The organism is Tardiphaga sp. 42S5 (assembly GCF_034044155.1).
In the GTDB taxonomy this organism is placed as follows: domain Bacteria; phylum Pseudomonadota; class Alphaproteobacteria; order Rhizobiales; family Xanthobacteraceae; genus Tardiphaga; species Tardiphaga robiniae.
Map to the genome: position 1 here is coordinate 3,966,130 of NZ_CP139027.1, position 13,286 is coordinate 3,979,415.

14 protein-coding genes are annotated in these 13,286 nt (G+C 62.2%); 10 read left to right on the forward strand and 4 right to left on the reverse strand.

What is annotated here, in order from left to right; all coding sequences use genetic code 11:
* Positions 1-108: 108 nt before the first annotated feature.
* The 7 genes from SFY93_RS18360 (at position 109) to SFY93_RS18390 (ending at position 7,366) form a co-directional block, all read left to right on the forward strand.
* Positions 109-1,065 (forward strand): ABC transporter substrate-binding protein, encoded by a 957-nt coding sequence (locus SFY93_RS18360; protein ID WP_320444120.1) that lies wholly within the window; start codon positions 109-111, stop codon positions 1,063-1,065.
* Between the two features lie 25 nt (positions 1,066-1,090).
* Positions 1,091-1,957, forward strand: a complete 867-nt coding sequence (locus tag SFY93_RS18365; RefSeq protein WP_320444121.1) for an ABC transporter permease — start codon at positions 1,091-1,093, stop codon at positions 1,955-1,957.
* The gene (locus SFY93_RS18370) at positions 1,950-2,756 is read left to right on the forward strand and encodes an ABC transporter ATP-binding protein (RefSeq protein ID WP_320444122.1); all 807 of its coding nucleotides are present in this window, start codon (positions 1,950-1,952) and stop codon (positions 2,754-2,756) included. The genes SFY93_RS18365 and SFY93_RS18370 overlap by 8 nt, the downstream gene beginning before the upstream one ends.
* Before the next feature lie 168 nt (positions 2,757-2,924).
* Complete coding sequence (locus SFY93_RS18375) at positions 2,925-4,067, forward strand: acyl-CoA dehydrogenase family protein (protein ID WP_320444123.1); 1,143 nt, start codon at positions 2,925-2,927, stop codon at positions 4,065-4,067.
* Between the two features lie 25 nt (positions 4,068-4,092).
* Positions 4,093-5,187 carry an LLM class flavin-dependent oxidoreductase gene (locus tag SFY93_RS18380; protein ID WP_320444124.1) on the forward strand — a complete coding sequence of 365 codons (1,095 nt, stop codon included), beginning with the start codon at positions 4,093-4,095 and terminating at the stop codon, positions 5,185-5,187.
* Positions 5,184-6,128 carry an ABC transporter substrate-binding protein gene (locus tag SFY93_RS18385; protein WP_320444125.1) on the forward strand — a complete coding sequence of 315 codons (945 nt, stop codon included), beginning with the start codon at positions 5,184-5,186 and terminating at the stop codon, positions 6,126-6,128. Before SFY93_RS18380 ends, SFY93_RS18385 begins: the two co-directional genes overlap by 4 nt.
* Positions 6,129-6,325: 197 nt before the next feature.
* On the forward strand, positions 6,326-7,366 hold the full coding sequence (locus tag SFY93_RS18390) for an aliphatic amidase (protein WP_093758599.1): 1,041 nt from the start codon (positions 6,326-6,328) through the stop codon (positions 7,364-7,366).
* Positions 7,367-7,489: 123 nt separating this feature from the next.
* Here the strand turns inward: SFY93_RS18390 and SFY93_RS18395 are convergent, their stop codons facing one another.
* From SFY93_RS18395 to pxpB, 3 genes are read right to left on the reverse strand one after another with little or no spacing between them, the layout of a single operon-like run.
* A complete protein-coding gene (locus SFY93_RS18395; protein WP_320444126.1) occupies positions 7,490-8,260 on the reverse strand; it encodes a LamB/YcsF family protein in 771 nt (256 codons plus the stop codon).
* Between the two features lie 31 nt (positions 8,261-8,291).
* Positions 8,292-9,338: a 5-oxoprolinase subunit C family protein gene (locus tag SFY93_RS18400; protein WP_320444127.1), complete on the reverse strand. Its 1,047-nt coding sequence runs from the start codon at positions 9,336-9,338 to the stop codon at positions 8,292-8,294.
* Positions 9,335-10,066 carry a 5-oxoprolinase subunit PxpB gene (gene pxpB, locus SFY93_RS18405; protein WP_320444128.1) on the reverse strand — a complete coding sequence of 244 codons (732 nt, stop codon included), beginning with the start codon at positions 10,064-10,066 and terminating at the stop codon, positions 9,335-9,337. Before pxpB ends, SFY93_RS18400 begins: the two co-directional genes overlap by 4 nt.
* A gap of 252 nt (positions 10,067-10,318) precedes the next feature.
* Here pxpB and SFY93_RS18410 point away from each other — a divergent pair, with 252 nt between their 5' ends.
* Positions 10,319-11,017, forward strand: a complete 699-nt coding sequence (locus SFY93_RS18410; protein WP_089264363.1) for a ribonuclease activity regulator RraA — start codon at positions 10,319-10,321, stop codon at positions 11,015-11,017.
* A gap of 138 nt (positions 11,018-11,155) precedes the next feature.
* Complete coding sequence (locus SFY93_RS18415; protein WP_320444129.1) at positions 11,156-11,560, forward strand: (R)-mandelonitrile lyase; 405 nt, start codon at positions 11,156-11,158, stop codon at positions 11,558-11,560.
* 39 nt (positions 11,561-11,599) lie between these two features.
* Here the strand turns inward: SFY93_RS18415 and SFY93_RS18420 are convergent, their stop codons facing one another.
* Positions 11,600-12,064 (reverse strand): Lrp/AsnC family transcriptional regulator, encoded by a 465-nt coding sequence (locus SFY93_RS18420; RefSeq protein ID WP_320444130.1) that lies wholly within the window; start codon positions 12,062-12,064, stop codon positions 11,600-11,602.
* 156 nt (positions 12,065-12,220) lie between these two features.
* Here SFY93_RS18420 and SFY93_RS18425 point away from each other — a divergent pair, with 156 nt between their 5' ends.
* Positions 12,221-13,234, forward strand: coding sequence for a 1-aminocyclopropane-1-carboxylate deaminase (locus SFY93_RS18425; RefSeq protein WP_231080706.1), 1,014 nt, complete (start codon positions 12,221-12,223; stop codon positions 13,232-13,234).
* Positions 13,235-13,286 lie beyond the last annotated feature (52 nt).

A 13,286-nucleotide genomic window follows, 5' to 3' on the forward strand; every position in this document is an offset into this window, starting at 1 on the left:
CGACTATGATCCGTTGCGGGACGGAGCAGTCTCCACCGATAGCTGTATACGAGGCACGGTTATTGCATTCCTTTTGGGCTGACACACGGTTCAGCCCAAGGGAATGACATGTACAGCACCAACCGACGCGATTTCATCCGCCTGACGGCTATTGCCGCGGCGCTGTCCACGACCAGCATCAAGGCCTTCGCCGCCGACCGCGTGGTCAAGGTCGGAACGCTGAAGCTCATTCACGGCGTCACCCCGTATTTCTACGAGAAATTCGCGCCTGATGGCGTCAAGTTCGAGGTCATCCCGTTTGAGACCCCGACCGACGGCAAGAACGCCGTCGTGACCGGCACTGTCGATTTCGGCATCTTCGGTTTTGCCGCGGCGACGCTCGGCGGCGCCAATGGTGAGCCGGTTGTCGTCATCGCATCTGCCTGCAATCGGGGCATGGCGGTCGTCGCCAAGAAAGATTCCGGGATCAACACGATCAAGGACCTGAAGGGAAAGAAGGTCGCGATCCTGCCGGGCTCGACCCAGGAAGTCGTGATCCTCGATCGCCTCTCCGCCGAAGGCATGACGGTGAAGGACGTCGAGTCCGTGCGTCTGTCGTTCAGCGACATGGCGCCGGCGCTAGCCCGCGGCGACATCGACGCCTATGTGGGCGCCGAGCCCGGTCCGGGCATCAGCCTCGCCAATGGCGTCGGCCAGATCGTCGAGTATCCCTATACGACGCCGACCGGTTCGCTGAACATGGTACTGGCCACGCGCCGCGAACTGATCGAGAAAGATCCGGAACTGATCAAGGCGCTGCTCAAGACTCACCGCCTGGCCAGCGAATATGCCATGAAGGACCGCGAGGCCTTTATCGCCATCGCCATGCAGAAGCTCGGCCAGCAGAAGCCGTCGATCGAGAAGGCCGCACCGAATGTGGAGCTGACCTGGAATATCGACGACCAGTTCATGAAGCAGGCGGAATATTACGGCGGCCAGATGCTGTCCAAGAAGCAGATCCGGCAGTTGCCGGACTACAAGACCTTCATCGACGCCAGCTTCGTGAAGGCGCTGGCGGCTACGTGAGCGCGTCGTGAGCCTGGAAAGCATGATGGACGATACGTCCAACAGGGTACAGCTTGTGCCGGCAGCGGAAATCCCGCCGGTGGCTGCGGCCGGGAAGCGCGGGCAGGGCGTGCAGCGTGCGCGCACAGTCGCGCTCGCGCTGATCGTGCCGGTCTGCCTGATGGTGGTCTGGGATGTCATGGTGCGCTGGACCGGCACGCGGCTGGTGCCGTCGCCCTATGGCGTCGCCGTGATGATGTGGGATTTCGCTTTCGGCGGAATTTATGACGATGCCTACAGCGCCAGCCTGCCGATCCATTTCTGGAAGAGCGTGCAGCGCGTCTATGGCGGCTTTCTCTGTGCGGCGGCGATCGGCATTCCGCTCGGCCTGATGATCGGGCGGATGCCGCTGCTGCGCAAGCTGCTCGATCCTACGCTGTCGCTGCTGCGACCGATCCCGGTGACGGCATGGCTGCCGCTGTCGATGATCTTCTTCGGCCTTGGCCCGCGTGCAGCGATCTTCCTGGTGTTCCTCGGTGCGTTCTTTCCGATCCTGCTCAACACCGTGTTCGGCGTACGCTCCGTCGATATCAGATTGTTCGAAGCCGCGGAGATGCTCGGCTGCAGCGGCGCGCAGCAGTTCCGCTCTGTCGTCTTACCGGCAGCGTTGCCGAGCATCTTCAACGGCCTTCGTCTCGGCGCAGGCTTCGCATGGATCCTGATCGTAGTCGGCGAGATGACCGGCGTGCCCGAAGGCCTCGGCGCCGTCATCATGGATGGCCGCACACTGTCGCGCACCGATCTTGTGATCACCGGCATGATCATCATCGGCATCACCGGCTTTGTGTCGGATCGCATCCTGCTGATGCTCAGCAACTACTTCCTTCGCTGGAGCCCACAGCATCATGCTTGATCGACCAACTACAATTGCGCCTGATATCCTCGAGGTCAGTAACGTCGGGAAAATCTATCAGGCTTCCAACGGCCCGGTCCAAGCGCTGCGCGGTGTCAACCTCACCATCCGCAAGGGTGAATTCGTCTGCCTGCTCGGCGCGTCTGGCTGCGGCAAATCCACATTGCTGCGTATCGTCGCCGGCTTCGAGACGGCGACGCAGGGTTCCGTGACCATGTACGGCTTTCCGGTCGACAAGCCGGGCCCGGATCGCGGCATGGTGTTTCAGGATTACGCTTTGTTTCCGTGGCTGACCGTGCGCGACAATATCGGCTTCGGGCCGAAGCATCGCCGTCTCGCCACCAAACTCGTGAGCGAGCTCACCGACAAGTTCATGGCCATGGTCGGGCTGACGGCCTTTGCCGATCGCTACCCGCACCAGCTCTCCGGCGGCATGAAACAACGCGTCGCCATTGCGCGGGTGCTGAGCAATGACACCGACGTGCTGCTGATGGATGAGCCGTTCGGTGCGCTGGATGCGTTGACCCGCAGCAAGCTGCAAGAGGAGCTCGTCGAGATTTGGCGCACCACCGGCCTCACCGTGATCTTCGTGACGCATTCCGTCGAGGAAGCGGTGATGCTGGCCGACCGCGTCATCGTGATGTCGGCGGGGCCGGGCCGTATCGATTGCGAAATCGAGGTCGACCTTCCGCGCCCGCGCGACGTCGCATCGCCCGAATTCAACGCGTTGCGGCGCGAGGTCACTCAGAAGCTCACGAGCCATATCGCCGGCAGTCGGGGCAAGGCGGCAGATTCCTGAATCGGGCTTCAAAATCGCGCGAATAAAATTCTCGCCTGAGGTCGTGGGGGAGAATTTTCACCTGTGGGTCTGAGGCCCATCAGTCCCGCTGTCGTTATTTCCGGATACCGCTTGTAACGCCTGCCGAACGGCATTCTCTAGGGTTAGAGAAGCCGAAAGCAATACGATATGGACGCGGTTCCCAGCATTATCGACAGAGTTAATTTGCTCGTTCCGGGCTTCGCCGAGCGTGCGCCAACGCATGATCGTGCGGCAAGTTTTCCATTCGAGAATTTTCAGGAACTGTCCGAGGCGGGACTGCTGGCGTTGCCGGTGCCAAAGGCCCTGGGCGGCGCGGGCGCCGGGGTGCGCGAGGCTGCGCGCGTTGTGAACGCGGTCGGCAAGGCCGATGCCGCGACCGCGCTTGTATTGGCGATGCACTATATTCACCATCTGGTCATCACGCGGAATGGCAACTGGCCTGCGCATCTGGCGCAGCGCGTGTCGCGCGACGCCGTGAATGGTCTGGCGCTGATCAACGCGTTGCGCGTCGAGCCCGATCAGGGATCGCCATCGCGGGGTGGTCTGCCTCAAACCACAGTGAAGCGCACCGCCGAAGGCTGGCGCATGACCGGCCGCAAGATCTATTCGACCGGTGCGCCGATCCTCAAATGGTACACTGTATGGGCGAAGACGGACGAGCCCGACGTACGGGTCGGCGTCTTTCTGGTGCCGGCGGGTCTGCCGGGCTCCGGTCTCGTCGAGACCTGGGATCACCTCGGTCTGCGCGCCAGCGGCAGCCATGACGTCGTGTTCGACGACGTGCTCATTCCGCTCGACAACGAGGTGGATCTGCGCCGTCCCGGCGAGTGGGGCGCGCCGGATGTGTCGCAGGCGACCACCCAGGCTGTGCTGGTGGGCGCCGTCTATGACGGCGTTGCACGCGCTGCTCGCGACTGGCTGATCGACTTTCTCAAGACCCGCACGCCATCGAGCCTCGGCGCGCCGCTGGCGACGCTGCCGCGGGCGCAGGAGATCGTGGGCGGCATCGAGGTGAAGCTCGCGGTCAATGCGCGGCTGCTCGACACCTTCGCGCGGGATATCGATGACGGTGTTACGCTGACGCCGGTTGAGGCGAACATCCTCAAGCTCACCGTCACCAACAATGCCGTCGCCGTCGTCGAGGATGCGCTGTCGCTGACCAGCAATCACGGTCTCACCCGCGCCAATCCGCTGGAGCGGCATTATCGCGACGTGCTGTGTGGCCGCGTGCACACGCCGCAGGACGACAGCACCAGGATTTCCGCCGGACGCATCGCGCTCGGCATCTGAACAACAGCAGGAAGTGGAGAGACCCATGTCCGTCGAATTTATCGGCTTCATCACCAACAATGACGCATCCGAAACCCGCGTCCGCTCCGGCCCGGTGCTCGATCCGAGCTATATCGAAACCGTCGCGAAGGCGCATGAGCTCGCGGGCTTCGACCGCGCGCTGCTCGCCTTCCATTCGACCTCGCCGGACGGCCTGCAGGTTGCCCAGCATGCGCTCGGCGTCACCGAAAAGCTGAAGGTGATGATCGCGCAGCGTCCGGGTTTCACCGCACCGACGGTGCTGGCGCGCCAGCTCGCCACCATCGAGAATTTCCACAACGGCCGCGTCTCGCTGCATGTCATCACCGGTGGCAATGCCAAGGAGCTGCGGCAGGACGGCAATACGCTCGACGACAAGGACGAGCGTTACGCCCGCACCGGCGAATGGCTCGATATCATCAAGCAGGAATGGACGAGCGAGAAACCATTCGACTATGCCGGTAAGTATTATCAGGTTGAGGGCGGCTTCTCGCAAGTGAAGCCGACCGTGCCGATCCATGTCTTCGTCGGCGGCGCGTCGGATGCGGCTATCGACGTGTCGGGTAAGCACGCCGACACCTTCGCGCTGTGGGGTGAATCCTATGCGCAGGTGCGCGACGTCACCGGCCGTGTGCGTGCCGCTGCGGCCAAGTATGGCCGCCCGGTGCCGCGCTTCAGCCTGTCGGTGCGCCCGATCATTGCCGACACCGAGGAGAAAGCCTGGGCCAAGGCCGATGACATTCTCGCCCGCGCCACCGCGCTGCAGGACAAGACCGGCTATCGCAAGCCTGCCGATGGCCACGCCACCGCCGGTGCGAAGCGTCTGCTGGCGCTGGCCGAACAGGGCACCCGCATCGACAAGCGGCTGTGGACCGAGATGGCGGCGCTCACCGGCGCCAATAGCAACACCACCGCGCTGGTCGGCACGCCCGAGCAGGTCGCCGAAGTCTTCGCCGACTATTACGATCTTGGCGTCAGCCATTTCCTGATCCGCGGATTCGATCCCCTGATCGACGCCATCGATTACGGCCGCGAACTGATCCCGCGCACCCGCGAACTGATTGCGGCGCGTGACGCCGCCAAGGGAGTTGTCGCAGCATGAAACGGCTTGTTCTCGCCGCCGGTCTGATCCTCGCGGCTTTCGCATCTTCGGCGCATGCCGAGACGACGCTGATCGTCGGCGACCAGAAGGGCAATGCGCGCGCCGTGATGGAAGCATCCGGCGTGCTGAAAGACGTGCCCTACAAAATCGAGTGGAAGGAATTCGCCGCGGCAGCGCCGCTGCTGGAAGCGCTCGGTGCCGGCGCGCTCGATAGCGGGCTGGTCGGCGATGCGCCCTTCACCTTTGCCGCAGCGGCCAATGTGCCGGTCAAGGCAATCGGTGCGATCCGGCAAACCGGCGACGGTCTCGCCGTGCTGGTGCCGAAGGACTCGACGATCAAGAGCTTCGACGATCTGAAGGGCAAGAAGATCGCCACCGGCCGCGGCTCGATAGGGCATCAGCTCATTCTCGCCGCGCTGGAGAAGAAGGGCTGGACGGCGAACGATGTGCAGATCGTGTTCCTCGCGCCGTCGGACGCCAAGGTCGCCTATACCCGCGGCTCAGTCGATGCGTGGTCGACCTGGGAGCCTTATGTGAGCCAGGAAGAGGTGCTGTTCCAGTCGCGTGTCCTGCTGAATGCCGAGGGCCTGACATCGGGGCTGAGCTTTGTCGTGGCGACGCCGAATGCGATCCGCGACAAGCATGCCGAGCTCGAGGACTATCTCCGCCGCCTCACCGCGGCCCGCGCCTGGGCGCTGAAGAACGCGGACGCCTATGCGCAGACCTGGGGCAAGCTGATGAACGTGGCACCGTCGGTGCCGCTGAACTGGCTGAGACGCGCAAAAATCCGCATCGCACCGATCGACGATGGCGTCGCCGCGGATGAGCAGAAGACCATCGATCTCTATCTGCGCAGCGGACTGATCAAGCGGAAGCTCGATGCCAATGCGATCGTGGACCGGTCGTTTAACGATGCCATCGGGAAGGGGGCGGGCCTGTAGTCGAGCCTCCTCAGACTCCCACGTCATACGCGGGCTTGACCCGCGTATCCATCTTAGCGACGGAAGATGGATGGCCGGGTCAAGCCCGGCCATGACAACGTTCTTGATTGGCGTCGCAGAACAGACATCCGTAAATCCACGTATTCCCGGTCTCCCTCCGTCGGCCCACCATCGCCCGGCAACGGAGACCAGCGCAGATGCATCACGGCGATATTTCATCCAGCAAGGACGCGGTCGGCGTCGCCGTCGTGAATTACAAGATGCCGCGGCTTCACACGAAGGCCGAGGTGCTCGCCAATGCGCAGAAGATCGCCGATATGATCGTCGGCATGAAGATCGGTCTGCCCGGCATGGATCTGGTGGTGTTCCCGGAATATTCGACCCAGGGCATCATGTACGACTCCAAGGAAATGTACGAGACCGCCTCGATCGTACCCGGCGAGGAAACCGAGATTTTCGCGGAGGCCTGCCGCAAGGCCAAGGTCTGGGGCGTGTTCTCGCTGACCGGCGAGCGGCACGAGCAGCATCCGCACAAGGCGCCGTACAACACGCTGATCCTGATGAACGACAAGGGCGAGATCGTTCAGAAATATCGCAAAATCATGCCATGGGTGCCCATTGAAGGCTGGTATCCCGGCAATTGCACTTATGTGTCGGAGGGGCCGAAGGGACTGAAGATCTCGCTGATCATCTGCGACGATGGCAACTATCCCGAGATCTGGCGCGATTGCGCCATGAAGGGCGCCGAATTGATCGTGCGCTGTCAGGGCTACATGTATCCCGCCAAGGATCAGCAGGTGCTGATGGCCAAGGCGATGGCCTGGGCCAACAACACCTATGTTGCCGTCGCCAACGCCTCAGGTTTCGATGGCGTCTATTCGTATTTCGGCCATTCGGCGATCATCGGTTTCGATGGCCGCACGCTCGGCGAATGCGGCGAGGAAGATTACGGCATTCAATATGCGGCGCTGTCGAAATCATTGATCCGTGACGCGCGCCGCACCGGGCAGTCGGAGAACCATCTCTTCAAGCTGCTGCATCGCGGCTACACCGGCACGATCAACTCCGGCGAAAGCAACAAGGGCGTCGCGGCGTGTCCGTTCGATTTCTACGCGAACTGGGTCAACAATCCCGACAAGGCGCGCGAGAATGTCGAGGCCTTCACGCGGCCGACGGTCGGTGTCGAGGAATGCCCGATCGAGGGATTGCCACATGAGGGGATGTTGAACGATCGATAGGGGGGATGATCCCTGTCCTCTCGGTCGTCATGGCCGGGCTTGTCCCGGCTATCCACGTCTTTGCTTGTGGCCAAGGCGTGGATACCCGGCATTCGCCGGGCATGACGGCGTTTTGTTTACGAACTAAAGCGCCGTCTTGAACGGCGCCACATCGATCCCCGCCGCGTTCAGCCCATCTCGTACATGGCGGCCAAGTTCGACGGCTCCCGGCGTGTCGCCGTGAATGCACACGGTGTCCATCTTCATCTTGATCACCTTGCCAGTGATCGAGATGACTTCCCCGGTCTGTGCCATCTTCACCACACGATCAGCAACCATCACCGGATCATGTAACACCGCACCGGGCTTCTTGCGCGAGACGAGATTGCCGTTGTCCTCATAGGCGCGGTCGGCGAACACTTCATGTGCCAACGGGAGTCCGGCGGCTTCGCCTGCGGTCACGAGCTTGGAATTCGCCAGCACCACGAAGGTCAGATTTCGGTCGACGGCCTTGATGCCGGCGGCGATGGCGCGGGCGGTCATGTCGTCCTCGCAGGCGACGTTGGAGATCGCGCCGTGCGCTTTTACATGAGTGACCTTGTAGCCTTCCATGGCGGCAATCGCCTGCAATGCACCGATCTGATAGGCGATCAGGTTCTCGATCTCGAGTGCGGTGAGGCCGACAATAGGGCGGCGGCCGAAACCGTGCAGATCGCGATAGCCGGGATGGGCACCAATCCTGACATTGCGCGCTTTCGCAAGCTGCACGGTCTTGCGCATCACGTCGGCGTCGCCCGCGTGATAACCGCAGGCGATGTTCACCGAGGACGCGAGGTCGATCATCGCGGCGTCGTTGCCCATCTCCCACATGCCAAAGCTTTCGCCGAGGTCGCAGTTCAGATCGATGGTCGCCATGGTCGTGCTCTTTCGTGAGTAGGATTCGAAATCAGTCTTGCGCGTCTGCCGTTTGCGGTGCCTGCCACGTATTGTCATCGGTTGCACTCACGGCGACACCAGCGACATTGGACGACAGCAGCGCCTTGATGTCCAACATCAGGATGTTGGAATCATGGACACGGCCGGGCAGGCTCTGCAGCAGTTCGGCGAAGGCGCGATATTCCGCCTGCGCCTCGGCCATGGTGATGGCTTTAAAGCGGAAAGCGCGGCCCGGCTGGGTCTGGCCGAACCGGCCGAGATCCGTCGAGATCACGGTCGCGATTTTCGGATAGCCGCCTGATGTGCCACGGTCAGGCATCAGCACGATGGGCTGGCCGTTGCCGGGTACCTGGATCGAGCCGTTCACGGTGCCGTCGGAAACGATGTTGTGCCCGTGCAGATGTTTGATGACGGGGCCTTCAAGGCGATAGCCCATGCGGTCGCTGGTCGCCGAAATCTTCCAGTCGCTGCTGAGGAACAATTCTTTGGCGTCACCGAATTCGTCATCTTGTGGTCCAAGCACCACGCGGATCGGACCTTCGGCCGGCGCAGGCAAATCGATGCGCTTCTCGTTAGCGCTGCTGGCAGCCGCCACCAGCAATTCATCACCGGCCTGCAGCGGGCGCGGATAGGGACTGCCGAGACCGGCGCGGGCATTCACGGCGAGACTGCCGAACATCGGTTCGCCGCGCACGCCGCCTTCGATGGCGAGATAGCCGAAGGTGCCGGCGCGGGCGACGCCGAGATTGAGGCTCTCGCCATCGGCCAGCGTGACGGAGGTATTGACGTTGAAGGGCGTGCCCGCGATATCGGCCGGCCGCGTCGCGCCGGTCAGCGACACACGCACCGCGCCGCCTTTGGCCGTGAAGACCGAATTGAGCGGGCCGAGTTCGATAGTCGCTGCGAACAGCGTGTTGCCGAGCAAAGCGTTGGCGGCGGCCATCGCCAGTCGATCGACGGCCCCCGATGGCACCAGACCATAGCGCTGCGCGCCGAAGCGACCGACATCCTGCACCGAGGTGCCGGGACTGACTGATGTGACGATGAGCTTGCTCATGACGCGATCAGCTCCGCCACGAATGCACCGGCTTCGGCCGCGCGGTCCTGCTCGGCAAAGGTCTTCTCGTCGACGGCTGCGAAAGTGATGGCGTCGCCAGGCTCCAGAAGAAATGTCGGATCGCGGCCGAGCTGATAGGTGCGCACGGCGGTCCGTCCGAGCAGATGCCAGCCGCTCGGGCCGGCAAGGCATTGCACGCCGGTCTGGATGCCACCGATGGAGATCGTTCCGGGCGGCGTCAGCAGCCGCGGATTCTGCCGGCGTGACATCTGCATCGAACTGGGCAGCCCGCTGAGATAGGACCAGCCGGGCGTGAAGCCGATCATCGCCACTTTGTAGTCGCCGCCCACATGGCGCGCGACCACTTCGTCCGGCGTGATGTTCAGCGCCTTCGCGACGTCTTCGAGATCGATGCCGTTTTCGCCGCCATAGGCGACCGGGATGCGCCAGCGCCGGGCCGCCTTGGCCTCGGGTAGCGGCTGGAGTGCCAGTTCGGTCAGCTTTTCACCCAAAGCATCGAAGCGAATCTGTAGCGGATCGTAATGCACCAGCAGCGAACGATAGGTCGGGACCGTTTCGGTGACGGCAGCAAGGCCGGCCGACGCGACGAGTTTGTCGAGCGCCAGCACCCGGCGGTTGGCTTCCTCGTCGATGGTGCGGCTGAATTCGACGGTGATGGCAGCATCGCCACTGGGGAGGATGCGGGGCGGGGAGAGAGCTGCGACCATGGCCTCACAACGTCAGTATTGGACAATCATGCATAGCGCGTTTTACCAGCGAGTGGAATTCGCAATCTGAAAATAGCCGTGCATCTTCAATAAATTAATACGCATGTTGGCGATAAGCCGTACTGATCGCAGAGGTTTCATCACATTGCATGGCGCTTTGAAGCAGCAGCCCTTGACGCGCTGGCATTCCACCGCAAGATGCGCCGCCGTAAGTCCAACGTCCTGCACCCTCTGACCTGAAGAGCCCTGCGTATGTCCCTGACACCCGAAGCCATTGCCACCCTGTCGAAGGTCACCACCGCGACCATCACCACCGTTCTCCTGAAGAAGGGCCTGCGCAATGTCTGGCTGCGCGGCGCCAAGCCGCTGCGCCCCGGTCAGCCCCGTCTCGTCGGTCCGGCCTTCACTCTCCGTTTTGTGCCGGCGCGCGAGGATCTCGCTACCCCGGAATCGTGGTCGTCGCCGATCTCGACCCGCACCGCCATCGAAGCCATGCCGGAAGGCTGCATCGCCGTGGTCGACGCCATGGGCATCACCGACGCCGGCATCTTCGGCGACATCCTCTGCGCCCGCATGCAGAAGCGCGGCGTGGCTGCGCTCATCACCGACGGCGTGGTGCGTGACATCGAAGGCGTGCTCGGCACCAATCTACCGGTCTGGTGCGACGGCTATGCGGCTCCGCCGTCGGTTGCCGGCCTGACTTTCGTCGGCTGGGGTGAACCGATCGGCTGCGGCGGCGTTGCCATTTTCCCGGACGACGTCATCGTCGCCGACCAGGACGGCGCTGTCGTGATCCCGAAGGCCTTCCTCGATCTCATCCTCGCCGAAGGCGCCGAGCAGGAGCGCATGGAAGCCTGGATCGTCAACGAGGTGAATAACGGCGCCACGCTGCCCGGCCTGTATCCGATGAATGCCGAGACCAAGGCGCGCTACGCCGCGTCGAAGAAGTAATCAACCAACTCAATACCCTCATCCTGAGGAGCGGCCGCTTGGCCGCGTCTCGAAGGGCGAGGGAGTGTTCATCCCTCATGGTTCGAGACGGCGCTGCGCGCCTCCTCGCCATGAGGGCCAGAGATTGGAGACCGTGCCATGAAGCTTTTTCCAGCAGGTTCGCGCCCGACCAAAAGGGCGCCAGAGGAATACTTCACGGGCACGGTCTGGCAGGATCCGGTCATTGTCGCGGAAGCGCCGGCGCGGCTTGTGACATTCCGCGTCAGCTTTGAGCCCGGCGCACGCACCGCCTGGCATACCCATCCGTTCGGGCAGACGCTCTATGTCATCGCGGGCGTCGGGCGCTTCCAGACCGAAGGTCAGCCAGTCGTCGAGATCAAGCCGGGCGACACCATCTGGATTCCGCCGGGCGAGAAGCATTGGCACGGCGCGGCGTCGACCACCGGCATGACCCATATCGCCATGCAGGAAGCGCTCGACGGCAAGACCGCGGACTGGATGGAAAAGGTCAGCGACGAACAATATGCGAAGCCGGTCGGCTAGGACGGCCAGGCATTGCCGGGTACGAGGACGACGCCGGGTTCAAAAGTCTAGCGGCGCATTGTCCACCACCTCTTTCATAACGAAAAAGGTTCGGGTCTGACGGACGCCGGGCAGTGCGATGAGTTGCGTGCCGTGGATACGATTGAAATCGGCCATGTCGCCGACGCGGATTTTTAGGAAATAGTCGAAGTCGCCGGCGACCAGGTGGCAATCGAGAACAAATTTCAGTTTGGCCACCGCCTTTTCAAACACTGCAAAGCTTTCCGGCGTCGAGCGATCGAGCACGACACCGACCATGACCAGCGCGCCGCGGTTGACCTTCTCGGGCGCAATGATGGCGCGCGTATTCCTGATATAGCCCTCGTCAAACAGCTGCTGCGTGCGGCGATGACAGGTGGCGGGACTGACATTCACCTTCGCCGCCAGATCGGCATTGCTCAGACGCCCGTCTTTCTGCAGCAAATGGAGCATGCGAAGTCCGATTTTATCCAGATCTTCTGCCATGAAAGAATCTTCCGAATTTTTGGAATTTAATGCGTCTTACTTCCAGTTTGGATGGATATAGTACGATGTATAGCAGATCATAGCCATATATTTGAAAGCACCTTCCGCACCGAAAATGCTAGCTGTAGCGCCAGTTTTCACGACAACAGGTGTCACATGCTCGAAGGCTTCGAACGCTATCCGCTCACCTTTGGACCCACCTATATCGAGAAGCTGGAGAAGCTCTCGGCCCATCTCGGCGGCAAGGTCGAACTCTACGCCAAGCGCGAGGACTGCAATTCCGGTCTGGCCTATGGCGGCAACAAGCTGCGCAAGCTCGAATACATCATCCCCGATGCCATCGCCTCGAACGCCGATACGCTGGTATCGATCGGCGGTGTCCAGTCCAATCATACACGCATGGTCGCGGCCGTTGCGGCCAAGATCGGTATGAAGTGCCGGCTGGTGCAGGAGAGCTGGGTGCCGCATGAGGATGCCGTCTACGACCGTGTCGGCAACATCATGCTCAGCCGGATCATGGGCGCGGATGTGCAGCTCGTCGACGAAGGCTTCGACATTGGCATCCGCCATAGCTGGGAAGAGGCGATCGAGGATGTGAAGGCCAAGGGCGGCAAACCCTACGCCATTCCGGCCGGTGCGTCCGTGCACAAATTCGGCGGTCTCGGTTATGTCGGCTTTGCCGAAGAAGTCCGGGCGCAGGAGAAGGAACTCGGCTTTGCATTCGACTACATTGTCGTTTGCACCGTGACCGGTTCAACCCATGCCGGCATGCTGGTAGGCTTCGCCAAGGACGACCGCCAGCGCAGGGTCATTGGTATCGACGCATCTTTCACACCGGCCCAGACCAAGGCGCAGGTTTTGCAGATCGCGCAGGACACCGCCAAGCTGGTCAAATTAGGCAAAGACCTCGTCGAGGATGATGTGGTGCTGATCGAGGACTACGCCTATCCCGTCTATGGCGTGCCCTCGGAAGAAACCAAGGACGCCATCCGTCTCTGCGCGCGCCTCGAGGGCATGATCACAGACCCAGTCTATGAAGGGAAATCGATGCAGGGGATGATCGACCTCGTGCAGAAGGGTTACTTCCCTGAGGGATCCAAGGTGCTCTATGCACATCTCGGCGGCGCGCCGGCGCTGAATGGATACGGCTACGCGTTCCGCAATGGATAGTGCCGTCACATCGCGTGCGCCGGCTTTGCAGCCGGCGCGCCGATTGCCTCCG